Origin of the sequence: Akkermansia sp. 54_46 (assembly GCF_001917295.1) — a bacterium.
GTDB lineage: Bacteria > Verrucomicrobiota > Verrucomicrobiia > Verrucomicrobiales > Akkermansiaceae > Akkermansia > Akkermansia muciniphila.
On sequence record NZ_MNUD01000036.1, the window covers coordinates 276,822 to 303,251 of the forward strand.

Here is a 26,430-nt window from a genome sequence, read left to right on the forward strand (position 1 = left end):
AGGCATTCCTTGTCAATACGATTCTTCCCCTTCCGGGAGCGCCTTGATGAAAGAAACATGTTGAAAGCCGATCTCCCGTCAGCATCCGGCCCTCCCCCGTTTTCAAATATCCTCCTTCAAAACCTCCGCCTTCATCCCGAAATAGGGAAACACTCCATGCGCCAGGCCGTCCAGAACGCCCCGGGTGCGCGGTTCCGGGCTAATGTATCCATGGCCGCGGGCAACCATGTCTTTCACTTCCTGCGCCGCATTGGAAGGGCAGCACCGGAATGCCTCCGGCAAGTGCCGCATGGCGTCCAGATCATTATGCCCGTCGCCGAAAATGGCGACATGGGAAGACGGAATGCCGAACCGGGAGGCAACAAAGGAAAGGGATGTTCCCTTATTGTAATCACGGTGGCTGAAACGCAGGTAGGGACCTGCCCTTTGCGTGACAATTTCCTCATACGGACCAACCGTATCCTGAATGACGCAGGAAACTTCATCCAGGCCGCAGGCATCATCCACCACCAGGGAAAAAGCGTCATTGTCCTGCCTGCGTAGTCCCAGCCCGGAAAACCGGCATTCCAACTGGCTCATCAATGATTCCAGCATGCCGCCGTAACGGGTGAACAAGCTGTCATGGGCAACAGCGCAGTCATCGTTCCACGCGACACCGGGCATCAGTCTGCCCTCCGCATCCGCCAGATGAACATTCCGTTCCATCGTCACCGTGAAATCCGGGGCAAACGCTTCCGCATCATCCCGGAACATATCCGCCAGACCTTCCCTCAGGTAAACAGGGTCGCGCCCCGTATTAACGCCCCAGAGAACACCATACTGCGACCGGAGCATGCGCATGGTTCTAAAAAAAATGCTCCTTTCTTCCGCAGGGCCGCCAAGAGTGAACAGAGTATCGTCAAAATCAAAGGAGAAAAGATACCGGAGCCGTTCGGGTTTCGGCAGCGCCCGGACCGGAAGGAAACGCATCAATTCCATCTCAATCCGGCACCTCCCTTCACTACGGCGCGGCTCCCCGCACACACGACGGGTTCAGCCAGCGGGATGTCATCCTCTACCGGCTCTGCCGAAGGGATGCGTTCCTCCACAGGCTCTGCCGAAGGAATCGTTTCCGGAATGGGTTCCGCCTCAGGAATTACTTCCTGACGCGGCACAGGATTTTCCCGGCGTTCCGGGGCGGCAGAAGATGGACGCACTGCGGGGGGCGCTTTCCTTTCTGCCGGGGAGGCGGGGATTCCGGCGCGGGCACCCACGCCGGCCCGCACCTGGCGGGCGACAGGGGTGTTCATATCCACCGCATACGTAAGGGGCAGGCTCCCGGCGGGTATTTCTTCTCCCGGCTTGCGCATGTGGATTTCCACCCTCCGGTTGGCGGCCTGGGCATCCCGGTCCCCCCTGATGGAAACGACGGGACGGGAAGCGCCGCAAGCGCGTATGTACAACCTGCATTCCCCATTCGGACGCGTCAGAGCTATGCCGTTATCCTTCAGCCACTGCCGGACGGCATTAGCACGCATCAGGGAAAGCACGGCATTATATTCCTCGGAACCAAAGCTGTCCGTATGACCTTCCACAATGAAAATCGTATCCGGATTTTTCATCATCAGCCCCGCAAGCTGAAGCATGCTCAGCCTGGCGGAATTTTTCATCACCGCCTTGTTGTATTCAAAAAGAAGATCCGCTCCCAGCCTGCTGTACCCGCTGTCCTTGCCCAAGGAGGACTGGGCCATGAGCTGGGAAAGAGATTTGCTCCCATCCGGCAAATGGGAATCATCCTGACCGCCCGCCCCTTTGAGCTTATTGTTATACCATTCATCCGGATTCACCATGTCCGGTTCAGCCGTCTTGATTGTAACCGGACTGGCGGAAGATTTCAGCATCTCAGGCGGAGAGGGTTCGGGCAACCCCTTTGCGACGGCATTCATGTTCACCTGCGGCATTTTCGGGGAAAGGGATTCCGGGGGGGAAGGACTTACCGGATCCGCGGAAAAGCTGGTTTCCCCCGGAGCAATCACTACCTGCTCCGGAAGCATATCCTCTAAATCCGGCAATTCCGGGGGAATCTCTTCAAGTTGCTCAATATCCGGTTTTTCAACGGCTTCCGCTACATCCGGAGCAGGACGGTCGTCCGCCTTCAGAACTATTTTTTCAGGCAGAGGCTTTCTGTCCTCCTGGACAGTGGGGGCTTTGTGCACATGAATGCCCAGATCAAACCAGCTCAGAACGATAAACCCCAGGTAATGCACCAGCACGGCGGCAAGGAGAGCCCCTGCCGCCACAGCTGCCAGATGGCGAGGCGCGGGCAGAATAAAACGGCTGCGCCTGCGGCGGTTTTCGCGGAGTTCTCGGTTGTTGTCCTGATTCGCACTCACGGGATCATCAGCAAAAGGAAAGGAACAATTCATGAACCGGAAGGAGCGGTACCCGTAACGGGCGCACTGTAAGACTCATGAGGCAACACCCTGGGCATGGGCATGCGCGTATTCTCATGAATCCATTCCGCAATGCCAGCCTGCAGCTCGTCATCCCCCGCATAGACGTTGACCTTATAAATCTTTTCAAATTTTTCCCCCTTCTTTCCTTCAATGGAATGCAGGAAAGTCCGTTCCCGGGTGCCATACGGTTCCCCTTCCCGGATGGATTCATAAAGCTGTTTTTTCTCATTTTTCAGGGAATCGTAAATGCTCAGGCAATCTTCCAGCGTGGAGAAAAAATATTGGTTCGTACAAACCACCATGACCGGATAATCCAATTTCAGGGCATCATCCACGGGAGCCACGTCAAACGTACTGAACCCCGCACGCCAATCCACCCCGGCATCCAGCAGCCAATAAGCGGCATAGCACAAAGGCTTGCCCCAATCCTGCTCCATCTCCCGGACAGCCACGGTTTTCAGGGAAGGAAAGCAGTCCATGCTGACCATGCAGCGGATGCGGGGATCTTCAGACGCGGCTTTCAACAGCACGGCCGCACCAAATCCCTGCCCCACGGCAGCCACGGGAGGCAATCCGCCCTGCTTCCGGGATACGGCGTCCAAAAGCGCCGTTACATCCGCATATTCCCTTAATCCGTACGTGCAGAATTGACGGGTATTGTTCTTCCCGCGCGGATTCCATATCAGGCTCGTGTAACCGGCTCCTGCCAGCCCTTCCGCCAGAGGGAGGGAACTTTCCATTCCCTCATTCCAAGAGGCGGCTATCACAACCAGCTCTGGTTTTGCCTCCAAATGCGGCATTTTCCCGCGCAATTTCAGAGTATCCCGCACGCGGCTCTGGCGCGGAGACAGAGCCTCCGGACGCCCCGGGCTCACCAGATAACCTTCAATAGCCGTGCCATCGGATGAAACGGCTTCCACGGGTTCCATCACCAGGGAACCCGCGACGGGAGAAGAGGCGGGGTCCTCCCCTCCCACGGGAATGAGCAGGGGAGTGGAGACGTACCAAGCAAACCACGCCAGAACACCCGCAGCAGCCAGAAAAAACAGAAGAAACAATTGAACAAGACGTTTGAACATGGAAAGGCTGTTGCCGGGAAACAGTTGTCAGGAAGATTTTATCTCATCCAGTTTACGTTGACAACAGCCAACTTCTATCAGGCGGAACATCTCCCGCAGCCACTTCCTCCCTTTAAGGAGCGGAACCGCACTGAGGTTCACGAAGCAAGCACGGACATGCGGTTCAGGCAGCCTTTTATCCCTGTCCGGCGGCCAAATAACGCTTTATTTCCCGCTCCCGATCTGGCATTCTTGCCCCACCTTCTTTTTTCATGGCAATCCAGGCCCGACATTTCCGCCAATGGTCCGTATTTCTCCTCCTGCTTGCGCTGGGAGGAGCGGCAGCCTGGTTTCTGATGCCCCGGGAATGGTCCCAGATGCAATGGGAAATTCCCGGTACGCCGTCCGAATATCCCCTTTCCCAGCTCCTGCGGCCCTGGCTCATCCTTCTGGGCTGCTTTCTCCCCGCGCTGGGAATGTTCCTGTACAACCGTTCGAGCATCCTGGACAAGTATGTGGCGCGCACCTGGTTCACGGCCTTCATCATGTGTACGGCCATCCTGACGCTGATTTACATTATCGGAGATTTTGCGGACAATGTGGGAGACCTGATGAACCTGGACGCACCCCTCATGGGCACGTTCCGCTTTTACCTGAGCCAGCTGCCCATGATCCTGAACCTGATTCTGCCTTATACCCTTCTCCTGGGAACACTCTGGGCGCTTACCAAACTTTCCTCATCCTCAGAAATCACCGGCATGCTGCAGTCCGGACGGTCCCTGCTCCGAATCAACACCCCCATCATCATCGGTGCCGTCTTTGCCTCCATCTACTTCGGCATCTTCGGGTTCCACTGGGCACCCAACTCCGCCCTGTACAGGAAACTGATGTTCTCCTCCCTGAGCCAGAACAAAAATAACCATGCTTCCCAGAGCACCATCTACAAAAATGATGCGGAATCCCGCATCTGGTATCTGGGCAATCCTCCCGGAATTGATTCCCCCGGCAATCCTTTCCGGCAGGTGCGGGTGGAACAGTTCAGCGCCCCCGGAAAGATGAAATACGAGCTGTTTGCCGATGAAGCCACCTGGGATCCGGCCTCCAGGACATGGACCTTCCGGCAGGCCATCAAAAGAAATTATTCCCAGGAGGAACCCCGCCAGCTCCATGATGTTCCCGTTTTTGCCGGACAGGAATACCAAACGCTGAAAGAGCATTATCCCGAAACACCCTGGCAACTGATTTCACCCAACGTCCGCGTGGATACACAGGGAACCCCGGCTCTCCAGGAACTCATCAAGTCCGGCACGACAAACGCCAGGTACCTCAGAAGCCTGCAGACGGAATGGCACGTCAGGATCGCCCGCATATTTTCCTGCATTATCCTGACATTTATTGCCATCCCCTCCGCCATCACGTTCCAGAGGCGCTCCGCCATGTCCGGCATCGGCATTGCGTTGTTCCTGGCGGCAGCCATGCTGTTCCTGTATGAGTTTTTCCCCACCCTGGCCTCCGCAGGCTACCTCCCCACCTGGCTGGGAGCATGGATGCCCAACATTATCTACACCATCATCGCCATCCGCCTTTTTCAAACCAAGCTGGCTCACAGAAGCTTCTCGGAATTATTGAGAGGCTTGAAAAAGACTCCCGTCCATGACCATTCCTGATCACTTTGCCGATTCCCGGGAAGCCGTTCTGAAAGCCCGTGAACTGCTCCGGCGGGCACACGCCGTCATTTTTGATTTTGACGGATTGCTGGTGGATACGGAATATGCCATTTATTCCTCCTGGGAACGGGTTTTCGCGTCCTGCGGCCACCCTCTTCCCCTGGATTTGTTCAACCAATGCCTGGGCAGCGGCTACACCCACTGGAATCCCGGAGAACATCTGGAGAAATTGACGGGGCGCACTTTCGACTGGGAAACCGTCAACAGCCGCCGCCAGGAGGAAATCGTCCGGGATCTGGAACATGCCGGCCTCCTGCCCGGCGCCGGAGAACTCATCCGGAACCTGGGGGAAGCCGGAACCCCTATGGGAGTGGCCTCCAGTTCTTCCCACCGCTGGGTGGACGGCTGGCTGAACAGATTGGGCATCATGCCCTATTTTCAAACCGTCGTCTGCCGCGACGACGGCCTCCCCGTCAAACCGGATCCGGCCCTGTTCCTGAAAGCCGCGGAAAACCTGGGTAAATCTCCGTCTGAATGCCTGGTGCTGGAAGACTCCCAGAACGGCACTACAGCCGCACACCGCGCAGGAATGCCAGTCATCTCGGTTCCAAACAGGGTAACGGAGCAGGCGGATTTTTCCCTGGCGACCAGTATCATCCGCTCTCTGACGGAACTTCTTTAGAAATCAGGAATTTCTATTCCATAACGCCTGTTTCCTGACGGAATTCCTTTCATGCCTGATGCAGGGGGCTGCGCCGCCAGGAACGCCTGGCGCGGCTCAGAGCCTCGGCTTTCATGCTCTCCTGCCGGCCTCCTAAAAGCGGCCTCCTGTTTTACCTCATTGCCCTGATTCTTCTGACCTGAGGAGCGGCGCATTCCATCATGCCCGCACTTTTCCTTATATGGAAACCGCTGTTCGTGCCCGCCATCGCGTTTTCATGGGAACGATGCTGATGTTCATGCATCTTCCCACCGGCGGCATGAGGAAAATGCCCGCGCAGGAGCAGGGCCGCTGGCACGGAGGCAGGCATTTCCCCTGTTCCATGGGATATTGCCTATTTGACGGAACCCCGCCATGAACACGCCAACAAAAAACCGCCGGCTCCCCAACGGGCCGGCGGCTTACCCCCTTTTATTCAGGGAAATTATTTGTTCAGCTCCGCAACGGCGGCTTCCAGGCTGGGCACGTCTTCAATGGAGATGACCGTAGCTTCCTTGCAGATGCGGGCCATCATGCCGGCCAGCGTCTTGCCCGGCCCCAGTTCAATGAAAAGGCGGTGGCCCTGGTCCACCAGCTTCTGCATGGAAGCCGTCCAGCGCACGGATCCGCATACCTGGTGTTCCAGCATGCTGCGGATGTCGTCCGGACCTTCCACTACCCGGGCTTCATAATTGCAATAAACAGGCATGGACGGCGTACCGAAGGAAATATTCTTGAGTTCTTCCGCCAGCTTTACCATAGCGCTGTGCATCAGACGGGAATGGTAGGCGCCCGCCACATTGAGCTTCTTGGCAATCTTGCAGCCGGCGGCCTTCGCCCCTGCTACAGCCTTGGCCACACCTTCCTCCGTACCGGAAACGACTGTCTGGCCGGGGCAATTGAAATTGGCAACATCCACGTCACATTCCTGCGCCAGCTTAATGACGTTTTCATCCGTGCCGCCGATCATGGCGGCCATAGTGCCTTTCGTGGCGTTGCATGCTTCCTCCATAAACGCGCCGCGCTTCTGGACAAGGCGGAGGCCTTCTTCAAAAGAATAGGTCCCGGCAGCGGCATGAGCCGTGAATTCCCCCAGGGAAAGGCCGGCGGCAGCCACGGGATTCAGGGAGGGAACGAGCTCCTTCAAGACGGCCAGGCAGGCAAGGCCATGTACGTAGAGGGCAGGCTGACAGTTGCAGGTACGCGTCAGTTCTTCGCCGGGGCCTTCAAACATGACGGCAGAAAGGGATTCTCCAAGCGCCTTGTCCGCCTGTTCAATCAGGGCTTTGGCGACGGGATACTGGTCATACAAATCTTTGCCCATGCCTACTTTTTGGGCACCTTGTCCGGAAAACAATAATACTGCGTCCATAGTTAAAGCTGGATTATAACGTTCCGGCAGGAAAGAAGCAAGAGCGATATCATCACCATAACTTCCTTATTGCCAATAAAAAATCCGCTCCGGCCTCACAAAAGGCCGGAGCGGGGTATTAACAGGATGTTCCAGAGGTGCGTTTTAGGCGGTGGCTTCCGTGGTGGCGGGAGCTTCTTCCTTTTCGGCAGCCTCACGGGGCAGATCGATAATTTCGATCATGGCCACAAGGGCGGAATCAGTCAGACGCTGGCCCAGCTTGACGATGCGGGTATAGCCGCCCTTGCGTTCCGCGCAAAGAGGAGCGATTTCATCAAACAGCCGCTTAACGGCGGTCGTATTATGAATGGTGGCGGTAGCCAGGCGGCGGGAATGCACGTCACCGCGCTTGGCAAGCGTAATCAGCTTTTCCACATAGGGGCGCAGGGCCTTGGCCTTGGCCAGGGTGGTGGTGATGCGTCCATTGAGGATGAGGCTGCATGCCTGGTTGGCGAGCAGAGCCCTGCGGTGAGAAGCGTTGCGCTGAAGCTTGGAGGTTTTTACACCGTGTCTCATGATGATATTTTTCTATGTGTGTTGGTTTTGTGAGATTTAGTCGTCGTCGTCTTCGATGTTGGCGGCAATCAGGTCTGCCAGGCCCACGGGGCTTTCCTCTTCCAGACCCAGGCGCGGCTTGGCCTGCGGCACGGGACCGGTAAGCAGGGAGGGATCCACCTGAACGCCCAGGGAGAGCCCCAGTTCCAGCAATTTGTCCTTGATTTCGTTGAGGGATTTTTTGCCGAAATTGCGGTACTTGAGCATTTCGCTTTCGCTCTTCATGGCAAGCTGGCCAACGGTCGTGATATTGGCATTGTTGAGGCAGTTGGCGGCACGCACGGAAAGCTCGATTTCGTTGACGCTCATGTTGAGCAACTTGCGCAGGCGGGCCGTTTCCTCGTCCTGGACGGCGGAAGGAGCTTCCTCAAAGTTAACCTGCTTGTCGTCATAGTTGACGAATACGTCCAGGTGATGGCGCAGAATGGCGGAAGCCTGGAGCATGGCGTCTGCGGGGGCGATGCGGCCGTCCGTCCAGACTTCAAGGATCAGCTTGTCGTAGTCAGTCATCTGCCCCACACGGGTATTCTGCACAGAATACTTCACGCGGGTAACCGGAGAGAAAATGGAGTCGATCGGAATCACACCGATGGGCATATCCGGCACCTTGTTTTCATCGCCGGTGGCAAAACCGCGGCCCACGCGAACCTGGAATTCGCATTCGAACATGGTGTCCTGGTCCAGAGTGCAAATGATTTGATCGGGATTGACCACCTGGTAAACGGTGTCGTCGGCAATATCGGCAGCAGTCACAACGCCCTGCTTATGCACGCGCAGAGAGAGCAGGCGCGGTTCCTTGCCGTTATGCTTGAATTTGACCTTTTTCAGGTTCAGCACGATTTCCGTCACATCTTCCACCACACCGGGCAGGGAGGAAAATTCATGCTGCGCACCGGCGATGCGGACGGAGGTAATGGCGGCGCCTTCAAGAGAACCCAGAAGAACGCGGCGCAGGGAGTTGCCAAGCGTATGGCCGTAACCGTTTTCAAACGGTTCCGCCACAAAGGTCAAATGATTCGCATCATTCGGATCTTCAATTTTTTCCAGACGGCTGGGAACCTCAAAACGGGCCAGCGTGGTAACGGCGGTTTCTTCTGCAGTAGTGGTTTCGTTTTCCGACATAATCGTATGTAATGTACCGGGTTTCCCCTCAACACGGACATGGCGGCCAATGCGCCTGAAGGACCAACGGCATGTTGTGGGAACGCCCGTGCGGGGAGCAATGTAACGATCTGTTTTCAACAATCAACTCTTTTCATGCCCGCCGGTAAATTTTCTGTGACTTAATGTGCGTCATCTGGCATAGTAGGGCAAACCTATCATACCAACTCATGAAGCATCCTGATTTTTTGGACAACAGGGATTTTACAGGTGAAGACAAGAAACGTCCCTCCACCATGTCCATGGATTCCAGCTACCAGGCTCTGGAAGGCGCCGTTAAAAAGCTTTCCGAAATAGCCTCCACCAGGCACGATCCCCGCTACCTCCAAGAGTATATCAAAACGGGAATCAACATGGCCCAGTCCGCCGCCTCGGACCATGATTTTACCGTCCTGATCCGCTCCGGGCGGGAGATGTACCGCGCCAACTGCGTTTTCGCCCCGTACCGCCACATCCGCAAGATTTCCGTCTTCGGCTCCGCCCGCATCAGGAATGACGAACCGGCGTATGAAACGGCGAGGGAATTCGCCAGGGAAGCCAGCGAACACGGCTACATGGTCATTACCGGAGGCGGACCGGGCATCATGCAGGCAGCCAATGAAGGGGCGGGAGAACAACGCTCCTTCGGCCTGAACATCACCCTGCCGTATGAACAAACCTCCAACCATGTGGTGGCCCACAGCGACAAACTCATCAATTTTTATTACTTTTTCGTCAGAAAACTGAACTTCGTGGCGGAAAGCGACGCCATGGTGGCATTCCCCGGAGGCTTCGGAACCATGGATGAAGTGTTTGAAACGCTCACTCTGATCCAGACGGGAAAAGCGACCATTTACCCGATTGTCCTTCTGGATTCCCCCGGCAAAACCTTCTGGCTGAACTGGCTGGCCTTCATTCGCGTGGAACTGGTGGATTCCGGACTGATTTCCGCAGACGATCTTCATCTCATCCATGTCACTAAAAATCCGGCGGAAGCCATGGAACACATCGACCGTTTTTACCGGATTTTCCACTCCTACCGTTTTGTCGGAGATTCCATCGTCATCCGGCTGAATGCGCAGCTTCCCGCCCAGTGGGTGGAACATCTGGAACGGGACTTTTCAGACCTGATTCTGCCTGGGGGGAAAATGATCCAGAGCGGCCCCCTGCCGGATGAAGCGGACGAACCACACCTGGACCGCCTGCCCCGGCTCGTCTTCCCCATCAAACGCGGCAACTACGGCAGGCTGAGGCTGCTGATTGACCGCATCAACCAGACGCCCAGCCGAACCTATTCCCCGCCCACCCATGCCTGACGCCTTTCCCGCATGGGTGATTCCCGTGGTTTTCGGCCTGATGGGGGCCTGCATAGGTTCCTTCCTGAACGTGGTTATCTACCGTATGCCGCGGGGCGTCTCCGTCAACGATCCGGCGCGTTCTTTCTGCCCGGAATGCGGAAAACCCATTCCCTGGTTCCTGAATATTCCGGTTCTGAGCTGGCTGGCTCTCCGGGGTAAATCCGCCTGCTGCGGAACGCGCATCAGCTTCCGATATTGCTTTGTGGAGCTGCTCACGGCCCTGCTCTTCGCGGCCATTGGCTGGAAATACGCGGACGCTTCCACAGGAGCAGCCGTCCTGCTCTGCCTGTGGACTGCCATGGCCATTGTCATCATGTTCATTGACGCGGAACATCTGATTGTCTTCCGCTCTCAGGCATTTATCGGCGCCTTGGCCGGAACGGGGGCCTGCGCCCTTTACCCTTTCCTCCTGCCGGACAGCCATGTCATGACCTGGACGGACGCCTTCACGGCATCCGTGCTGGGAGGAGCGGCAGGGTATGCGGTCATCAGGCTGGTGATTGAATTGGGGAAGCTTCTGTTCGGCACCTGGAAACAGCATTTTGACGTTCCCGCCCCGTGGAGTTTGAGGGAACCGGAATCCGAGCGGGAGGAACTTCAGCTCATCGTCAACGGCCAGCCTCACGACTGGTCCATGCTTTTCCACCGGTCTACGGACAAGGCCGTCCTTTCCGGAGGTTCCGTCACCATTGACGGCAAAACGCACCCTGCCTGCTCCGTCACGCTGCGGTACGACAGGATAGAGATGGAAAACGGGGACGTTTTTCTTCTGGAAAGACTGGAAAGCGTGGAGGGAAATCTGACGGATATCCATGCCAGCAGGGAAGCCATGGGATCAGGCGACGCCTGGATTCTGATGATGGCCGGATGCGCGTGCGGCTGGCAGGGCGCCCTGTTCAGCCTTTTCCTCGGCTCCCTGCTGGGGATTGTACAGGCTGCCGCCTCACGCATGGGGTTCGGCAGAAACCTCCCCTTTGGCCCCGCTCTTCTCAGCGCCGCTCTGATCTGGCTGCTGGGCGGCAGCCAGTGGTGGCAGGCCTACATCCGCTTTATTTCCGGCGAATAATTTTTTCCGCTATGACACGGGCGGCACGCACTCGCACCCGATTGCGTATCCCCTCACTGATTTCCTTCATATTCAATGGGTTCACCCTTCTTTACCCCGGAAGAAAACAGGTGTCATAAAAACAGCGGCGCACCCCCTCTCCGACGCATTTGCCTTTTTATTTTGCAACCGGAATGAATTCCAGGGGTTCCTTTTAGCAAAGGGAGACGTTTCCGCCTGTTTGAAACACCGCAGCGCACGCTCCTTTCCGAAACGCATCAAACCTCACCATTCAAAGATATGACCAAGCAAATGATTATCGCCGCGGCTTTCGCCGCATGTTCCGCGTTCGCTCAGGACGCTCCGCCGCCTCCCGCTCCGGAGGCTCCTTCCGATGCTCCTGAAATGCAGCCCCCCCCTGAAAGAAGGGGAGGTCATCGCCACCATGCCGGAGGCAGAGACCGCCAGGGGCCAAAACGAGTTCAGATGAAGAGAATCGATCCCGGTATCATGATTGTCGGAGAAGAACTGGTATTGGCCAAATACGATACCGACAAGGACGGAAAGCTTTCCGACGAGGAAATAGCCGTTCTGCAAGCCGACGTCAAGAAGGCCCAGGAAGCCAAGAAAGCCGCCATCCTGAAGAAATTTGACAAGGATGGGGACGGCAAGCTTTCCAAGGAGGAAAGAAAGGCTATGCAGGAAGAATGGCTTAAGGACCATCCGGAAGCTGCCAAACGCATGGAAGAAATGAAAGCCCGCCAGGAAGCCAGGAAAGCCGAAATTCTTAAGAAGTACGATAAGGATGGCGATGGCAAGCTTTCCGACGAGGAAAAGAAAGCCATGCGGGAAGATTGGGCAAAAAACCATCCGGAAGCTGCCAAGCGCATGGAAGAAATGAAAGCCCGCCAGGAAGCCCACGCCGCCGCCATGATCAAAAAATTTGACAAAGACGGCGACGGGAAGCTCTCCCCGGAAGAATTGCAGTCCATTCCCCCTCATCACGGCCAGCCCGGCCCGCACCATGCCGTTCCCGGTGGCCCCAAAGGACCGAGAATGCCCAACATGGACGGTCCGAGGCGTCCGGGAGGCCCCAGAGCTGAAGGCCCCCGCGCTCCCAGAGGACCGGAAGGCCGCAGAGGCGGTGAAGGACGCCGGGAAGACGGTAACCGGGGCCCCCACGGCAACCGCCCTAACGGTCCCCGTCCCCAGCTTGACCCCAACCGCGCCCCGATCATGGCTGCCGGATGGATCCTGATTGAAGAAAAGTATGACGCCGACAAGGACGGAAAATTGAATGAGGCTGAAATGGCCCAGCTCAACGCTGACGCTTCCAAGGCTCTTGAAGCGCGCAGGGAAGCCAGAAAGGCAGCCCGCGGCAACAACGACATGCCTCCCCCTCCCGCCCCGGCACAGGAGGAAGGGGATGATGAATAATCTCACCCGCAGAAATACATAGCAGGAAACCAGAGATACGGCCCCGTCTGCCTAACGGCAGGCGGGGTTTTCTTATGCCTGAAATAAAAGAGGGAGGAATGCGAGACAGAAGAGCCATGCGGAAGCCGTAGCCGCATATGGTGGAAACAGGAAAAGCGAAAGAGGCGGACGGGAAAAGAACACGGAGGTTATTCCATACAGAGCCTTTCCCTCTCTTTCCAAGAAACAGACCGGGGAAGGCATTCAGCCTTCCCCGGTCAGAGATTTAACGGCTCAACGCCAAACCTCAGGCTCCGGCCTTCATGGCCTGTCTGACTTCTTCATGCAACCCATGCTTCCGGGAGAAGAAAAGAGCCGCCGGAGAAGCGATGAAGATGGAGGAGTACGTACCAATCAAAATGCCTGCGGAAATCGTCCAGGCGAAGTCTTCCATGGAAGGACCTCCAAAGAAGTACAGGCACACCAGCACGGCCAGCGTGGAAAGAGAGGTCAAAATAGTACGGGAAAGCGTCTGGTTAATGGCTTCGTTCATGATTTGTGAAGCGCTTTCATTCGGGTCGGAGAAGCGGAGGAATTCGCGGATGCGGTCAAATACGATAATTTTGTCATTGATGGAGTACCCCGCCACCGTCAACAACGCGCCAATATGAATAACATTCAGCTCCGTTCCGCTGACAATCACCAGGCCAAGCACCAGCAGGACGTCATGCGTCAGGGCGATGACCGCACCAATGGCGAAGGTCCATTCAAACCGCACCGTCAGGTAAACCATGATTCCCAGAATGCCGAAGAAAAGGGCCCATGCGGAAGTAATGAGCGTATCGTACCCCATGGACTGCCCGATGGTTTCTTCACTGAACGGAGCGTTGTCCAGAACCGGAAACGCCTTGTCCAATGCCGTGGTGATAGCCTCCTTGTCCTGGGCATGGTCGGAGAAATTAATCAGAATATTCACTTTGCTGCTGTCCGTGGACTCCGCCACCTCCTGCACCGTAGCCTTCTGGGTCAGGGACAGCTTGTTGACCACGCCTTCCACTTCCCGGAAGGAGATGTCACCCTTGTTCACCAGATAGGAAATGGAAGAACCGCCCGTAAAGTCCATGCCCAGGCAATCCTTGCCCTTTACGGCGCCAAATACAATGCATATCATCAGCAGAATGGCGGAAAGAGAGCAGGACCAGATTTTCTGGCTCATGAAGTCGATGTTCGTCTTTTTCTTGAAGAGGTTGAGGAATTTAAGATCCTTCATCATGCCGACGGTATCCGCCCAGTAGAACAGGACGCGGGTAACGAGAATCGCCCCAATCATGGAAGTGATGACGCCTACTGTCAACGTGACGGCAAACCCCTTGATGGTGCCGGTTGCCATCCAGTACAGGATGACGGCGGTAATGAGCGAGGTGATATTGGAGTCAAAGATGGCGGAGAACGCCTTGTCAAAGGAGTTGCGGATAGCCACGCGGAAGGGGCGCCCCATTTCCTTTTCTTCCCGCAGGCGTTCATAAATCAACACGTTCGAGTCCACCGCCACGCCCAGAGTCAGCACAATACCGGCAATACCCGGCAGCGTCAGCTCAAACCCGAAGATAGACATGGCTCCCAGAAGAAGCAGGGCATTGATCGTCAGACCCATGATAGCCACCAAACCGGCAAAGCGGTAGTAGATGATCATCATGATGAAGCAGAGGATCAATCCCGTAATGCCAGCGTATTCCCCCTGAAGGAGGGCCGTATGCCCCAAAGAGGCGGAAATTTCACTGGCGGACTCAAAATTGAGCTTGTTGGTAAGGGGGTTGGAAAGCACCTTCGTCAGGGCTTCAGCCTCTCCGGGAGCATCCAGCCCGCTGATTTCAAAACTTTTCGAAAGAATGGCCTGGACCGTTGGAGCGCTCTTGACCACATCATCCAGCACAATGGCCATGCGGTCGTGGCCCAGCTGCATGCGGGAAGTCAGGTTATACATCTTGTCCGCCCCTTCGTTGCTCAGGGTGACGTTGACGTGGCCGGGACGGGCCAGATCCACTCCGGCGCGCACGATATCCCTGCCTGTCAGCGATTCACGCTTTTCCAGGAATATTTTTTCCGTGACGTCCTCACCCTTGCCGTTTTTGAAGGTATATTCATACATCCTGTAGCCGGGAACGCGGATGCGCCCCTCCGCCACCAGTTCGTTGTTACGCGGGTGGACAGGGAGAATCTGAAGTTTGGCTACTTTGGTCAGGATGGCCTTGGTTTCCTCGCGCTTGGCAGGATCCGCAGCGGGGATTTGAACTTCTATAAGATTCAGGTTGTCTTTTTTCTTCGGGCGGATAATGACGTCATTGGCCCCGGTACTGTTAAGGCGGTCCGTCAGGATCACGCATGCCTGTTCCATGGCCTGGTCCGTCAGGGGAATGGGCTTGCCGTCGTCTCCGATATTCGGTTCCACGCTCAACGTGAAGGAGACGCCCCCGGCAATGTCAATGCCGTATTTCAACCCCTGCTGGAAGAGGGAGAACAGGGAAAAAGACGCAATGCCGATAATGAAAATCGTTCCGGCATTGCGCTTGACCTTGTCCTGGTCGGAACCCAGGTACCAGAAAAACACACCCAGCAACACCAGACCGCCAATGAAGATGAAAAGAGGGTTATTGAAGAGATCGTAGATGAAGGCGAGAGGAGCGGACATTCCGCCAGGTGCGGGTAGAGTATCGGCAGATGCCAGGAGATTCATAGACATTTCAATCCGGATTGGGTGTGAATAATACGGCAAAGGATTGTGGAGAAATTCACCAGCAGGTCAAGCCTTCTGTGCGTGTGCCCGTTAAGGGGAAAGCCTCCTTTCCGGGGCGGTGGGAAAAATGCTCCGGAAAGGCAATGAATAACCCGGTTTCCGCAGGGAAACCGGGTTGAAAGGAAAAGGAAAAACACCGGGGATTACATGCCGGCCACCGTCTCCGCCGGAGCGGGAACAGGCTCCGCGGGAGCCACAATCGAGGGAACGGCAAGAGGAGAAGAATCCGGGACAGCAGGAGCCGCGGGCATGGAAGGAGCATGGCCGGCGGCGGCACGTCCTCTCCTGATAAGTTCGGAAACGGTCACCAGTTCATAGCCGCGGTTTTTCAATCCCTTCACAATGGCGTCCACCGCCGCCACCGTGGAAGCGTGAATGTCATGCACCAGAATGATGGAGCCGGGTTTGGCGCCGTTCACGGCGCGGGCGGCCACCACGGAGGAGCCGGGCTTGCGCCAGTCATTCGTGTCCACATCCCACATGACCGTGGTGAAGCCGAAGCGCTGGCGGGCCCAGGACGCCACGCCTGCATTCGTATAGCCGCCGGGGGGGCGCATGACCACGGGGACAACGCCGCAGGCGTTGCGGATGGCTTCATTAGTGCTCTGGAGCTGGGATTCCGCTTTTTCGCGGGGCACTTTGCTCAGATAAACGTGATTCCATGTATGGTTGCCTACTTCATGCCCCTCATTGACCATGCGGCGCACTACCTGGGGATGAGCCTTCACATTGCAGCCCTGCATGAAGAAAGTACCCTTGACGTTATTGTCGCGCAGGATGTCCAGCACCCTGGGGGTCAGCGTTCCATGGGGACCGTCATCAAAGGTGAGGGCCACCACCTTGTCCGGCACAGCCACACGGTTGACCGTTACCCCCGGAATGCGCGGGGAAAGAGGAGTATTATTATAGGACGGGCTTACGGAAGGCACCGGAACGGACTTGGGAGGCAATTTCACGGCCGGCCGGTCCGGCTTTTTCCCAGGAGCAGTCACGGGAGAAATGGTCGTTTTCACCGGAGAACCGGACTCCGCCGGCTGCTCCTGGTGCTGGGAACAGGCGGACATGCCGAACGCCAGGGCACATGCAAGGAATAAATGTTTCTTCATAACAGGTTTTTGGAGGATTTACGCCCATCCCGCCTTCTTGTCACGTCCTAAATCATCCATCCGTGCGGCATGAAAAGGAATCCGCCCCCATGCCCCGGAAAGAATAATCCGAAAGCTCCGCGGGGAATGGAACGGGAACCGGAAGGCTATTCCGGGCTGTCCATATCTATGTAGCTGACGGAGACCGTTCTGCGCGGATTAGAAGGATCCCGGACCTCCACCTTCATCCGTTTGAAAAACCAGGATCCGTCCTTCAATTTCATCACGGAATCAATCATGAACCTTTTAGCCAGCTCCCCGCGGCGGTCAATGCCATCCACCTGCCACATGGCGCCGTTCTCCTTATCAATCCAGACGCGCACCCAGGCATATTGCCCCACCCCGGAATTAGGATTCGGTATCTGGACAATCCAGCAATCCCGCCCCTTGACGGTGCTCGCCGCATCATCCCGGACAATTTTTGCCTGGGGCCAGTACAGGTAGCGCATGGAAAGATCTTCGTACGTTACGTCCGTCCCCGCAATGGGCACCGTATACTGGGCAACCGGCAAAACACCGGCTTTCCCGTCCTTCCAGGAAAGGATCTCCTGGCCGCGGTCCTTGAATTTCAGATCGAACCTGTTCCAGACATTATTGAGCTGGTACTGGAAGGCTATCAGATTGCCGCGCAGACTCATGGAAAAGGGAATTTTGACGCTGCGTTTGCGTATTTGCCCCTTAATGTCCTTGTTTTCCTGAAGAGTTGCCCCCTGGCGCACCCTTTTCAGCAGCTGCCCGGCATCCGGAGAAGCCTCCTGGGCCAAGGAGGCGGCAAAGGAAAAAAACACGGCGGTCATTCCCGCAAAAAAAGTGGAAAGTAAAGAATACCTGCGCAGCATGAATTGCTCATATCACTCCGGAAAGGCGGAAAAAAACCTTTTCTCAGTCACCGGGCGGCGTCCGTGACATTTTACGCCAAATTTTGCTCGACTAGGTAATACAAAACGACAAGATGTCCCCAACGACATTTATTGATCCATCAATTATGGAAACGCCAGCATTCTTGAAGCCTATCCAGTCCTATCCCGGAGAAATCGTCCAATTCATTGAGAGAATTCCGGGAGTAGACGTCGCCGGAGATCGCGAAACCGTGCTGGAACGGCTGGAACCGTACCATAAGGCGGAAGTGGAAGCCCTGGGCTGGCGGTGGAAAGACCTGCGCCGCGCCGAACAGGTGCACGGCACGAAAGTTGCCCTGGTGGGGGACATCGGCTCCAATTATCCTGTGGAAGGCGCGGACGGCCTGATTTGTTCCGGAGTTTCCGACTGCGTGCTTGCCATTTACGTGGCGGACTGCGCCGCCGTGTGGTTGTACGACAAGGAAAACTGCCACCGTTCCCTGATTCATTCAGGCAAGGCGGGAATCGCCGGCAACATCGTTTCCAACACCATCAAGTCCATGAAAAAATGCCTTGGGGTGGAACCGTCCAACCTGATTGCCGTCATTTCCCCCTGTATCCGCCCGCCTCATTATGAGGAAGACATTCCTACAGCCATTAAGGCACAGCTCATTGAAGCAGGGGTACCGGAAGAACAGATTCATGATTCCGGGCTGGACACGGCGGCGGATACCAAGCGTTTTTACTCCTACCGCATGGAAAAAGGGCAAACGGGCCGCATGCTGGCTCTTTTCGGCCCGGATCACGCTACGCGGACGCACGCGATTATTCTTTAACAGCGGGAAGGCGAAGCCTTTCATTCCTTATACAGCGCATCACGATTCTGCCGTGGTGCGCTTTTCTGCCTTGTAGTCCATATACGTTAGCGCTGGATGGGACCGGCCCGCAATCCCGCAGGGGACATGGCCGCATCCCGCTTGCGGCAGGACCGCTCCGGTTATTCCGGACCCGATAATCCAAATTGCCGTTCCTGCATTCAAACTATCATTATATTTGCAATCATGGCAGTAACTATCAGCGATAATTATCAGGTAAAATACACCAGAAAATGGGGCACCCTGCTCCAGCAGCACGCCTCCCGGCTGGACAAGTATGTCAGCGTCATGCGCGACTTGAGCGGCAAAGTAGTATTTCTGGATCAATTCGGCATTCTGGACTTCACGGAAAAAACCACGCGGGTGGGGCAGACCGTTTTGAACGAGGCTCCCACCACACGCCGGTCCATGCGGCCGCGCACGTTCACCAAAGCCATTGGCTACGATGAATTTGACGCCACCCGCCTGGGAGACATGGACCTTCCCGTCAGCAAGACGATTGAAGGTCTCCAGGCCGCAGCAGGCCGCCGCATGGACGACGTGATGATCTCCGGCTTTCTGGATACGAACTACGTGGGAGAAGACGGCATGACCGCCGTTCCGTTCAAGGAAAGCCAGCAAATAGCCGTGGATCACGTGGACAGCGGCACCAAATCCGCCAGCAACCTTACCGTGGCCAAGCTGCGCGCAGCCCTCCAGCTTTTTGAGGAAAACGAAGCCTGGAACCAGGATGCCCCGCAGTTCGGAGACCAGCTCGTCATTGCGGTAACCAGTTCCCAAATCATGAACCTGCTGCGGGAAACGGAGGTCAGCAGTTATGACTTCAACAATGTAAAAGCCCTGGTGGAAGGGAAAATAGACACCTTCATGGGATTCAAATTCATCCGCACCCAGAGGCTTCCCAAAACAGAAGAGGGAGTCCGTTCCTGCCTGGCCTGGGTAAAGAGCAAGGCCCAGTTTGGCATATGGAATGATTTCAAAGTGAAGCTTTCCGTGCGCGACGATATGGAGGAAGCCCTGCAAATCCGGGCCAAGTTCGCCTGCGGCGCCACCCGCCTCCAGGAGGAAGGCTTTGTCAAGATCCTGTGCGACGAAGGAGCCAGCTAACCCCTCTAATATCACGGCATCCTCCCTCCGGAAAAAGGGAGCCGCCCCGGACCGCCTGCGGTCCGGGGTTTTGCTTTTGAGATGATGGGCGCACGGAACATCTTATTTCAAGCTCTGCCGTAAGACGGCAGCCCCAGCCATGCAGGCGTTCATCCCCCGCAAACGGTAATCCGGCGAAGCCGGAGCAAAACGCATCCCCGGGGTTCTCACCCAAGCCTTTTTCTGCCGGAAAAAATGTTCACGTTTTTCAGCCAGCGCCATGAATTGACCGCCGGATTCACCAGATAAGACAGATCCGTATATTTGGTGCGTGCATTATTGAAATGGCCCAGGGATTTGCAGAGGGAGGGAATGGGAGCGCCCTCTCCGCAGGAAACGAACGCAGGGGAAAGAGCATATAAATCACCATAACGTCCCAGATACCGGGCAAACCATTCCTCCAGAGAACCATAATACCTCAGCCATGGCCAGACCCGCTGATCTGACGGAAGAGATAAAAGAATGCGTTCACATAAGGAAAGGTCCATCACATACGCAGATGATGCCGCCATATCCGTTACGCGCAACAGGATGGATTTTTCCCCTTTCGCCACGGAGCAGGCCGTATGGGGAGACAAACGCGGCTCACTTAAAAACAGAGCAGTTCTTTCCCGGCAGCCTTTCAGCAGCTGCCCAAGCATCCGCGCCGTGGAACCTATTACCGGCAGCCTAAAACGGCACTCTTCCTCCACAATCATGAAACGGGAGAAATGGAGGGAAGAAGCCAGCGTTAAAGCGGCCTGGTGACCCAGCACCCGGGCAGCTTTCCGTCTTTCCTTACGAAACCGCTCCTTATCCCAATCCCCTTCCGGAAGAGGAACGGGCACCGGAGGCAATTCATGAACCGGAACGCCATGAGGGACATACGCCTTCCAGGACCATTCCGGATGTCCGGACGAATCTTTTTCCGTCCTTACCACCAGCACGGCATCCAAAGCCGCCCAAAAGGGATTCCGCCCCATCCGCAATAACCTTGACCAAAGCATATTCATGGCTTTCACCTAGCTCCATCCGAACTCCCTTTTCAAGCCGGACCTCCATTCTCAACATGTTTTTAACGTGCAGAGGCAGGAAAATAACGCCCTCCGCCACAACAAGGAAACGGGCCATACGAAACAGCCCTGCCGACATCCTGAACGGCAGCCGGCGCCAACATCCGTCAATCCGTCTGCCGGGAAACCGGCCAACAGGGTTGGCACAGGAAGAAAAACACAGTTCCAAAAGGGAAAAGGCAGGCGAACTGACATACTCGGTCCCAAAATGAAGTGGAACTCATCAATAGAAGATTGACCTTCCTTCCTTTGCTGGGATAGTAGGATGTATGCAGCAGATTGTACGTGAACATCAGGCCTATCCGCCGAAAATCGTTGCGTCCGTTACCTCGTGGGAGCTATGGAAAACGCTGAAAGGAAAAGATTTAACAGACCAGTGCGATCTAGTGGAACTGCGCGTGGATGCCCTTCCCCCGGAACTCACCACTGAACAGGTTATGGAGTTCCGGCCGGAGATGCCCCTGCTGGTCACCGTGCGCTGCCATGAGGAAGGAGGACTGCGCCGCATCCCGGAAGAAGAGCGCTTTGCCCTGCTCCGGGCCTATATGCCATATGCCGCCGCCATGGACATTGAAATCAAGGCCATGCGCCACGCCAGGGAACTGATTATGGAAGCGCGGGATCGGGACGTCATCATCATCGGCTCCACCCATGATTTCCAAATCACGCCGGGTGTGGATTACCTGCGCGAACAGGAAAAAAAGGCGCGCTCCTACAAGGCGGATATCGTCAAATTTGCATTCACGCCCTGCCTGGCCTCGGACATCCAGACAGGAGTACAGCTTTTCACCAAGCCCAAGGGACCGATCGCCGTCATGGGAATGGGGCCCATGGGCCCCGTCTCCCGCCTGCTTTACTCTCAACTGGGCTCCTGCCTGGTATACGGCTACCTGGGAGAAGAGGAAACGGCCCCCGGGCAATGGCACGTCTCACTCATTAAGGAAACCCTCCGCCGCCTCGGCCCCATTCTCCGCTGATTACGGAGCCTTCCCTCACATGAATATCATTACTTCCGCCTTTCTGGCGGCACGCCCCAAGACGCTCACCGCCTCCCTGATTCCAGTATGGGCAGGCTGCATGGTGGTGCAGAAACTGACCGGCAGCTGGAATGCGTCCCTGGCCCTCCTGACGCTGGCTTCCTGCCTGTGCCTCCAGATTGCCTGCAATTTTTTCAATGACGCCATTGACCATGCCAAGCACGCCGATACAGAACAGCGGACCGGACCCGTGCGCATGACGGCCAGCGGAGCCCTCTCCCACGGAACAGTCATGCTCATTGGCCTCTTCTTCCTGCTGGGAGCGTGCCTGCTGGCCTTTCCCCTTATCGAACTGCGCGGCTGGCCCATCCTCGCCATCGGCATCCCGTCCCTCTACTTCACCTATGGATATACGGGAGGGCCGTGGCCGCTGGCCTACAAGGGCCTGGGGGAAATATTCGTCATCCTCTTCTTCGGACTGGTTGCCGTACTGGGAACCATTCTGGTACAGATAGGCACGGCACCCGTCGTGCCCGGCACGTTGGTGGAATCGCTTGCGGTGTACAATGCCGGCATCGTAACAGGCATTCAATGCGGCCTCCTGTGCGCCGTCATGATATCCGTCAACAATATCCGCGACAGAAAGGAAGACCTCACTACGGGCAAGCGCACGCTGGCCGTGCGGCTGGGAGAAGGAAAGGCGCGCGCCATGGCCCAGTCTTTCATCCTGGCTGCCTACATCACGCTGCCTACATCCAGCCGGGCCCTTCACCTGAACCTGTCCCACACGTGGTGGATGTGGATACCCTCCATCCTCTTCGGCGGGTATCTGATGCTCCTAATCCGCAAAACGCCTGCGGACAGCCGCATGAACAGGGTACTGGCACTCTCCTCCCTCCATTTGCTCCTATATCTGGCTACCTACACAATTCTTCCCACACGATGAAAAACGCTTAACCCTGCCAGCGTAGTTAACTACGTTCATCATGAATCCGCTTCCATTAATTCCCGCTTTTCTTATTCTCCCTGTCCTTTTCTCCTGCACCCAAAAAAGCAATCTGGAAATCGCCACCGGCAAAGTGACGACCATCAAGCTGGGCAACGTGGTCCGCATCAAGGAAATCAACGTCCTTACCTCCACGGACGACGGCACCTTTGCCAACATGGCCGGAACGGCGGCGGAGGCCATGACTCCCGGTATCATCGGCATGGGGACCTCAAAACTGGCTTCCGCCACAGGCTCCATCGTGGACGGCAGGGTGGAAGCCGTCAAAATGATCCGCGTGCGCGTCAAGCTCAAGGATACGAACGAACTAGTGGAAGTACAGCAGGAAGTAACGCCCAACTTCACCCTGAAAATAGGCCAGGAAGTCGTCATTACCCAGGGAAGCACTCCCGGCAATGTCTGGCCCGATTAACGGATATGAACCACGATGCGGCACCAGCCCCGCCGCCCCGGGGCCTCCTGATTAAGAGCGCGGGCCTCCTGACGGCCATCTCCCCCCTCTGCACATGGCTCCTTTGGGACACCCTCCCTGCCTCCGCATTGCTGGCCCCCCTGTTTCTCGTTTCCATATTCGCAGGAACGGCACGGGCCATGAAAAAAAACATCCATGAAACATTCCTGCCGGTACTTCCGGCGGTATGGCTCACCCTGGCCGCGGGGCTGGCCTTCACAGCCGTCAGCCTGTTTTCCCAGGCGGCCTTCATCTGGCTTCCCCAGATACTGACAGGAACGGCAGCCATGCCGCATGCATGGCTCATCCCCCTGGGGCATCTGAATCTGCTGGCCATCCTGAGCTCCCTTCTCCTGCTGACCCTGGCGGCGGCTTATGCATGCCTGCTCTGCATCGGAAAGAAAACCACCCGACCGGCTGCTGGAAAAACGCAAGCCACAGCCTGAACCCTGCCTTTCCCGGCGGAACAACGCACCCCCGCCTATAAGGGAATGAAAATCCCTCAGCTCTCCCGCATCAGCCGGAACACATCTTCCGGCCGCATCCCGGCGGCACGCATTTCCTGAAGGCTCAGGCTCCTGTCCCTCTTGGCGAGCCGCTTGCCGGAAGCATCCTTCACCAGCCGGTGATGATACCACTGCGGAACAGGAAGCCCCAACAGGGCCTGGAGCGTCCGGTGGATGCCCGTCACAGGGAATAAATCCTCACCACGGCTTACATGGGTGACTCCCTGGGCGGCGTCGTCCACAACCACGGCAATATGGTAGCTGGCGGCGCAGTCCTTGCGGCCCAGAATCACATCCCCCAGTTCTTCCGGACGGCAGACCTGATCTCCGAACCGCATGTCCCTCCATAGCAGGGGACCGGTAATCCGCGCCGCAGCACGGCAATCCAGCCGCCAGGAAAAAGGTTTGCCGGATTTGAGAAGCTCTTTCCTGCGCCCCTTGTCAAGCAGCCGGCAAGTTCCCGGATATACGTCCACGCAGCCCCCCTGCGGCGCCCCACCCATGGCGGCCACCTCCTCCGCAATCTCCCGGCGCGTACAGAAACAGGGGTACAACACGCCCCGGTCCTTCAGCGTCTGAAGAGCGTGTTCATAAGCGCTGAAGCGTGAAGACTGAACCATCATGGGACCGTCAAAGCGGATGCCCAGCCACTCCAGATCTTTCAATATGCCCTGAACAAACTCCGGACGGCACCGCGTCTGATCGATATCTTCTATCCTCAGCACGCACTTCCCGGAAAAACGGTTCGCCAGGGAACGGGCTTCCCACGCAGCCAGGGCGTGCCCCAAATGGAGATTGCCTGTAGGGCTGGGAGCGAACCTTGTTATTATGGGGGAATCCATGCGGCGCACCAACAATAAAAAAGCGCAGGAACCTTTTCAAACCCTTTCCGGAAAATTATTGCGGCTTGACAGATAGAAGCCGGGAAAGTAGGAGAGTTGGACCCTTTCCCCACACCTTCAACTTTCAAGCCATGCTTCCTCTTCTCAACATCAACTCCGCCTCCGTCATAGGCTGGCTGGAATCAGCGGCCGCCCAGCAATGGATTGTAGGCATTTTGCTGGTCCTGTTATTCATCAGCTTCATCAAGGAATGGATGCCCGTGGAAATCACAGCCCTGACAGGCACCGCCGTCCTCATGCTCACGGGAATTCTGAGCACGCGTGATGTGCTGTCCAGCTTTGCCAACAGCGGACCGCTGACAGTAGTGTGCATGTTCATTCTGAGCGCTTCCCTGGAAAGAACAGGATTAATAGGAGACCTTTCCAAACTGTTCAACAAGGTAGCCAAGGGAAGGGAACTGACCGCCCTGCTGGTCATCACTCTGGGAGCGTTCATGGTTTCCCCCTTCGTCAACAACACCCCGGTGGTCGTCATCCTGATGCCTATCGTGCTGGCCTTCTGCAGGGACCATAACATCGCGGCCTCCAAGCTGCTCATCCCCCTCTCCTACGCCACCATTCTGGGAGGCACCTGCTCCGTGGTCGGAACATCCACCAACGTAGTTGTGCTCGGCCAGGTGCAGAAACTGGGTTATGACGGCATCCAGATGTTCACGGTAACACCCATGGGCCTGATTTATGCGGCGGCAGGCCTGCTCTACCTCTGGACATTAGGCCGCAAATGGCTTCCATCCCGCCCCACTTTGTCCACCATGCTTCCGGGCGGCATCCAGCGCGATTTCCTGCTCCAAGTCAGAATTCCCGCGGATTCCCCCCACATCGGCACCACTCCCATCAACCTGATGCAAACCGAACTGCTGGGCACCAAAATCGTGGAAGTGCGCCGCAGGGGGTTCTCCATGCAGGAAGAGTTGCAGCACATCAACCTGGAAGAAGGAGACCGCATTCTTTTCCTGTGCAACGCCAGAAAAGTCAACCAGGTGCGGGAAGCCAAAGGCGTGGACCTGGGCTGGGATGACAGCCGCGGGCTGGAAACGCTGGAACAGCGCGATGTGCAAATCGTGGAAGGCATGATCGCCAACAATTCCGAATTCGCCGGGCTGTCCCTGTCCGAACTCAAGCTGCGCCAGCGATTCAACATCTTCGTGCTCGCCATCCACAGGCAGGGCAAAAACATTACGGACATGGGGCCGAATACCAAGCTGGCGGCAGGGGACACGCTTCTTCTGGAAGGACCGCAGGAAGGAATGAACCGCATCCTGACCAAGCAGCGCATCATCCCCCTGAGCCAGCGCCCCGCGGAAGCGCACAACCGCAGCAAACAGGGCTGGGCCATCCTGGCCATGGGGCTGTTCATTTTTATCGGCCTGCTGGGGTCCTTTGAGCAATACGGGGAATTCTTCAAATTCTTCGCGCGCTTCAATCCCTTCTATCTCGCTTTCATCGGAGCTCTCATCGTCATCATCTCCGGCTGCATCAAGCCGAAGGAAGCCTACCAGTCGGTGGACTGGGGCATTATTTTCCTGATCCTGGGAATGCTGTGTGTGGGGGAAGCCATGAGCAAAACCGGGCTTGCCAAAGCCATCGCGTTCGGCGTAGTGGATAACATAGGCCCGTTGGGGTGCCTGGTCGCCATCTCCGGTCTGTATCTGCTCTGCTCCATTCTGACGGAGATGATCTCCAACAATGCCGTAGCCGCCGTCATGGGGCCGCTGGCTTATGAAATGGCCCTGCAATTCGACGCCAACCCCGTTCCCTTCATTCTGGCCGTCATGTTTGGCGCCAGCGCCAGTTTCTCCACCCCTATCGGCTACCAGACCAACACTTACGTGTACAATGCGGGCGGTTACAAATTTAAGGACTTCGTCAAAGTGGGACTCCCCCTCAACCTGCTCCTCTGGGTCATTTTTACCTGCGCCATCGGCTGGTTGTATCCGCTCAAGTAGAGCGAT

General features: G+C 56.5%; 23 protein-coding genes. 12 read left to right on the forward strand and 11 right to left on the reverse strand.

Features of this window, described 5'->3' with window-relative positions:
- Positions 1-102: 102 nt before the first annotated feature.
- Genes BHW66_RS11950 through BHW66_RS11960 form a run of 3 tightly spaced genes read right to left on the reverse strand, consistent with a single transcriptional unit; the run spans position 103 to position 3,514 of the window.
- A complete protein-coding gene (locus BHW66_RS11950; RefSeq protein ID WP_102758529.1) occupies positions 103-978 on the reverse strand; it encodes an HAD hydrolase family protein in 876 nt (291 codons plus the stop codon).
- Positions 969-2,372 (reverse strand): OmpA family protein, encoded by a 1,404-nt coding sequence (locus tag BHW66_RS11955; RefSeq protein ID WP_180975793.1) that lies wholly within the window; start codon positions 2,370-2,372, stop codon positions 969-971. Before BHW66_RS11955 ends, BHW66_RS11950 begins: the two co-directional genes overlap by 10 nt.
- Before the next feature lie 29 nt (positions 2,373-2,401).
- Positions 2,402-3,514 (reverse strand): hypothetical protein, encoded by a 1,113-nt coding sequence (locus BHW66_RS11960; protein ID WP_046437103.1) that lies wholly within the window; start codon positions 3,512-3,514, stop codon positions 2,402-2,404.
- Positions 3,515-3,765: 251 nt separating this feature from the next.
- Between BHW66_RS11960 and BHW66_RS11965 the strand changes: the two genes are divergently transcribed.
- Both BHW66_RS11965 and BHW66_RS11970 read left to right on the forward strand, forming a co-directional pair.
- On the forward strand, positions 3,766-5,160 hold the full coding sequence (locus tag BHW66_RS11965) for an LptF/LptG family permease (RefSeq protein WP_022197502.1): 1,395 nt from the start codon (positions 3,766-3,768) through the stop codon (positions 5,158-5,160).
- A complete protein-coding gene (locus tag BHW66_RS11970) occupies positions 5,147-5,842 on the forward strand; it encodes an HAD family hydrolase (RefSeq protein ID WP_087393177.1) in 696 nt (231 codons plus the stop codon). Before BHW66_RS11965 ends, BHW66_RS11970 begins: the two co-directional genes overlap by 14 nt.
- Before the next feature lie 463 nt (positions 5,843-6,305).
- On the opposite strand, the gene fabD is transcribed toward BHW66_RS11970, so the two are convergent.
- From fabD to BHW66_RS11985, 3 genes are all read right to left on the reverse strand, one after another.
- Positions 6,306-7,232 (reverse strand): ACP S-malonyltransferase, encoded by a 927-nt coding sequence (gene fabD / locus BHW66_RS11975; RefSeq protein WP_031931055.1) that lies wholly within the window; start codon positions 7,230-7,232, stop codon positions 6,306-6,308.
- A gap of 144 nt (positions 7,233-7,376) precedes the next feature.
- Positions 7,377-7,787: a 50S ribosomal protein L17 gene (gene rplQ / locus BHW66_RS11980; protein WP_012420542.1), complete on the reverse strand. Its 411-nt coding sequence runs from the start codon at positions 7,785-7,787 to the stop codon at positions 7,377-7,379.
- A gap of 36 nt (positions 7,788-7,823) precedes the next feature.
- Positions 7,824-8,948: a DNA-directed RNA polymerase subunit alpha gene (locus tag BHW66_RS11985; RefSeq protein WP_012420541.1), complete on the reverse strand. Its 1,125-nt coding sequence runs from the start codon at positions 8,946-8,948 to the stop codon at positions 7,824-7,826.
- Positions 8,949-9,157: 209 nt separating this feature from the next.
- Here BHW66_RS11985 and BHW66_RS11990 point away from each other — a divergent pair, with 209 nt between their 5' ends.
- From BHW66_RS11990 to BHW66_RS12000, 3 genes are all read left to right on the forward strand, one after another.
- Complete coding sequence (locus BHW66_RS11990) at positions 9,158-10,282, forward strand: TIGR00730 family Rossman fold protein (protein ID WP_161994089.1); 1,125 nt, start codon at positions 9,158-9,160, stop codon at positions 10,280-10,282.
- Positions 10,275-11,390 carry an A24 family peptidase gene (locus tag BHW66_RS11995; RefSeq protein WP_022197507.1) on the forward strand — a complete coding sequence of 372 codons (1,116 nt, stop codon included), beginning with the start codon at positions 10,275-10,277 and terminating at the stop codon, positions 11,388-11,390. Before BHW66_RS11990 ends, BHW66_RS11995 begins: the two co-directional genes overlap by 8 nt.
- 279 nt (positions 11,391-11,669) lie before the next feature.
- Positions 11,670-12,806: an EF-hand domain-containing protein gene (locus tag BHW66_RS12000; RefSeq protein ID WP_022197508.1), complete on the forward strand. Its 1,137-nt coding sequence runs from the start codon at positions 11,670-11,672 to the stop codon at positions 12,804-12,806.
- A 286-nt stretch (positions 12,807-13,092) separates the two neighbouring features.
- On the opposite strand, the gene BHW66_RS12005 is transcribed toward BHW66_RS12000, so the two are convergent.
- From BHW66_RS12005 to BHW66_RS12015, 3 genes are all read right to left on the reverse strand, one after another.
- Positions 13,093-15,474: a protein translocase subunit SecDF gene (locus BHW66_RS12005; RefSeq protein WP_012420538.1), complete on the reverse strand. Its 2,382-nt coding sequence runs from the start codon at positions 15,472-15,474 to the stop codon at positions 13,093-13,095.
- 248 nt (positions 15,475-15,722) lie between these two features.
- Positions 15,723-16,685: a polysaccharide deacetylase family protein gene (locus BHW66_RS12010; RefSeq protein ID WP_102734511.1), complete on the reverse strand. Its 963-nt coding sequence runs from the start codon at positions 16,683-16,685 to the stop codon at positions 15,723-15,725.
- Between the two features lie 146 nt (positions 16,686-16,831).
- A complete protein-coding gene (locus BHW66_RS12015; protein ID WP_215712055.1) occupies positions 16,832-17,521 on the reverse strand; it encodes an outer membrane lipoprotein-sorting protein in 690 nt (229 codons plus the stop codon).
- Between the two features lie 188 nt (positions 17,522-17,709).
- Here BHW66_RS12015 and BHW66_RS12020 point away from each other — a divergent pair, with 188 nt between their 5' ends.
- Together BHW66_RS12020 and BHW66_RS12025 are read left to right on the forward strand one after the other, a co-directional pair.
- Positions 17,710-18,399 carry a polyphenol oxidase family protein gene (locus BHW66_RS12020; RefSeq protein WP_046437096.1) on the forward strand — a complete coding sequence of 230 codons (690 nt, stop codon included), beginning with the start codon at positions 17,710-17,712 and terminating at the stop codon, positions 18,397-18,399.
- Between the two features lie 225 nt (positions 18,400-18,624).
- Complete coding sequence (locus tag BHW66_RS12025) at positions 18,625-19,545, forward strand: phage capsid protein (RefSeq protein ID WP_128153512.1); 921 nt, start codon at positions 18,625-18,627, stop codon at positions 19,543-19,545.
- A 206-nt stretch (positions 19,546-19,751) separates the two neighbouring features.
- Here the strand turns inward: BHW66_RS12025 and BHW66_RS12030 are convergent, their stop codons facing one another.
- Positions 19,752-20,576 (reverse strand): hypothetical protein, encoded by an 825-nt coding sequence (locus BHW66_RS12030; RefSeq protein WP_146023910.1) that lies wholly within the window; start codon positions 20,574-20,576, stop codon positions 19,752-19,754.
- 329 nt (positions 20,577-20,905) lie between these two features.
- Here BHW66_RS12030 and BHW66_RS12035 point away from each other — a divergent pair, with 329 nt between their 5' ends.
- Genes BHW66_RS12035 through BHW66_RS12050 form a run of 4 tightly spaced genes read left to right on the forward strand, consistent with a single transcriptional unit; the run spans position 20,906 to position 23,516 of the window.
- Complete coding sequence (locus BHW66_RS12035; protein WP_102732195.1) at positions 20,906-21,613, forward strand: type I 3-dehydroquinate dehydratase; 708 nt, start codon at positions 20,906-20,908, stop codon at positions 21,611-21,613.
- Positions 21,614-21,632: 19 nt separating this feature from the next.
- Positions 21,633-22,559: a 1,4-dihydroxy-2-naphthoate octaprenyltransferase gene (gene menA / locus BHW66_RS12040; protein ID WP_046437090.1), complete on the forward strand. Its 927-nt coding sequence runs from the start codon at positions 21,633-21,635 to the stop codon at positions 22,557-22,559.
- Positions 22,560-22,599: 40 nt separating this feature from the next.
- Positions 22,600-23,031, forward strand: coding sequence for a hypothetical protein (locus BHW66_RS12045; protein WP_046437088.1), 432 nt, complete (start codon positions 22,600-22,602; stop codon positions 23,029-23,031).
- Between the two features lie 5 nt (positions 23,032-23,036).
- On the forward strand, positions 23,037-23,516 hold the full coding sequence (locus BHW66_RS12050; RefSeq protein WP_046437086.1) for a hypothetical protein: 480 nt from the start codon (positions 23,037-23,039) through the stop codon (positions 23,514-23,516).
- Positions 23,517-23,572: 56 nt separating this feature from the next.
- On the opposite strand, the gene gluQRS is transcribed toward BHW66_RS12050, so the two are convergent.
- Entirely contained in the window at positions 23,573-24,418 is an 846-nt protein-coding gene (gene gluQRS, locus BHW66_RS12055; RefSeq protein WP_046437240.1) for a tRNA glutamyl-Q(34) synthetase GluQRS, read from the reverse strand.
- 131 nt (positions 24,419-24,549) lie between these two features.
- Between gluQRS and BHW66_RS12060 the strand changes: the two genes are divergently transcribed.
- Complete coding sequence (locus BHW66_RS12060) at positions 24,550-26,424, forward strand: SLC13 family permease (RefSeq protein ID WP_102737778.1); 1,875 nt, start codon at positions 24,550-24,552, stop codon at positions 26,422-26,424.
- Positions 26,425-26,430 lie beyond the last annotated feature (6 nt).

What these genes read in the sequence shown, in the direction of transcription:
- BHW66_RS11950 (WP_102758529.1), bottom strand. Translation starts at nt 978, where the DNA reads ATGGAATTGATGCGTTTCCTTCCGGTCCGGGCGCTGCCGAAACCCGAA.
- BHW66_RS11960 (WP_046437103.1), bottom strand. Translation starts at nt 3,514, where the DNA reads ATGTTCAAACGTCTTGTTCAATTGTTTCTTCTGTTTTTTCTGGCTGCT.
- BHW66_RS11965 (WP_022197502.1), top strand. Translation starts at nt 3,766, where the DNA reads ATGGCAATCCAGGCCCGACATTTCCGCCAATGGTCCGTATTTCTCCTC.
- BHW66_RS11970 (WP_087393177.1), top strand. Translation starts at nt 5,147, where the DNA reads ATGACCATTCCTGATCACTTTGCCGATTCCCGGGAAGCCGTTCTGAAA.
- fabD (WP_031931055.1), bottom strand. Translation starts at nt 7,232, where the DNA reads ATGGACGCAGTATTATTGTTTTCCGGACAAGGTGCCCAAAAAGTAGGC.
- rplQ (WP_012420542.1), bottom strand. Translation starts at nt 7,787, where the DNA reads ATGAGACACGGTGTAAAAACCTCCAAGCTTCAGCGCAACGCTTCTCAC.
- BHW66_RS11985 (WP_012420541.1), bottom strand. Translation starts at nt 8,948, where the DNA reads ATGTCGGAAAACGAAACCACTACTGCAGAAGAAACCGCCGTTACCACG.
- BHW66_RS11990 (WP_161994089.1), top strand. Translation starts at nt 9,158, where the DNA reads ATGAAGCATCCTGATTTTTTGGACAACAGGGATTTTACAGGTGAAGAC.
- BHW66_RS11995 (WP_022197507.1), top strand. Translation starts at nt 10,275, where the DNA reads ATGCCTGACGCCTTTCCCGCATGGGTGATTCCCGTGGTTTTCGGCCTG.
- BHW66_RS12000 (WP_022197508.1), top strand. Translation starts at nt 11,670, where the DNA reads ATGACCAAGCAAATGATTATCGCCGCGGCTTTCGCCGCATGTTCCGCG.
- BHW66_RS12005 (WP_012420538.1), bottom strand. Translation starts at nt 15,474, where the DNA reads ATGTCCGCTCCTCTCGCCTTCATCTACGATCTCTTCAATAACCCTCTT.
- BHW66_RS12010 (WP_102734511.1), bottom strand. Translation starts at nt 16,685, where the DNA reads ATGAAGAAACATTTATTCCTTGCATGTGCCCTGGCGTTCGGCATGTCC.
- BHW66_RS12015 (WP_215712055.1), bottom strand. Translation starts at nt 17,521, where the DNA reads ATGACCGCCGTGTTTTTTTCCTTTGCCGCCTCCTTGGCCCAGGAGGCT.
- BHW66_RS12020 (WP_046437096.1), top strand. Translation starts at nt 17,710, where the DNA reads ATGGAAACGCCAGCATTCTTGAAGCCTATCCAGTCCTATCCCGGAGAA.
- BHW66_RS12025 (WP_128153512.1), top strand. Translation starts at nt 18,625, where the DNA reads ATGGCAGTAACTATCAGCGATAATTATCAGGTAAAATACACCAGAAAA.
- BHW66_RS12030 (WP_146023910.1), bottom strand. Translation starts at nt 20,576, where the DNA reads ATGAATATGCTTTGGTCAAGGTTATTGCGGATGGGGCGGAATCCCTTT.
- BHW66_RS12035 (WP_102732195.1), top strand. Translation starts at nt 20,906, where the DNA reads ATGCAGCAGATTGTACGTGAACATCAGGCCTATCCGCCGAAAATCGTT.
- menA (WP_046437090.1), top strand. Translation starts at nt 21,633, where the DNA reads ATGAATATCATTACTTCCGCCTTTCTGGCGGCACGCCCCAAGACGCTC.
- BHW66_RS12045 (WP_046437088.1), top strand. Translation starts at nt 22,600, where the DNA reads ATGAATCCGCTTCCATTAATTCCCGCTTTTCTTATTCTCCCTGTCCTT.
- BHW66_RS12050 (WP_046437086.1), top strand. Translation starts at nt 23,037, where the DNA reads ATGAACCACGATGCGGCACCAGCCCCGCCGCCCCGGGGCCTCCTGATT.
- gluQRS (WP_046437240.1), bottom strand. Translation starts at nt 24,418, where the DNA reads ATGGATTCCCCCATAATAACAAGGTTCGCTCCCAGCCCTACAGGCAAT.
- BHW66_RS12060 (WP_102737778.1), top strand. Translation starts at nt 24,550, where the DNA reads ATGCTTCCTCTTCTCAACATCAACTCCGCCTCCGTCATAGGCTGGCTG.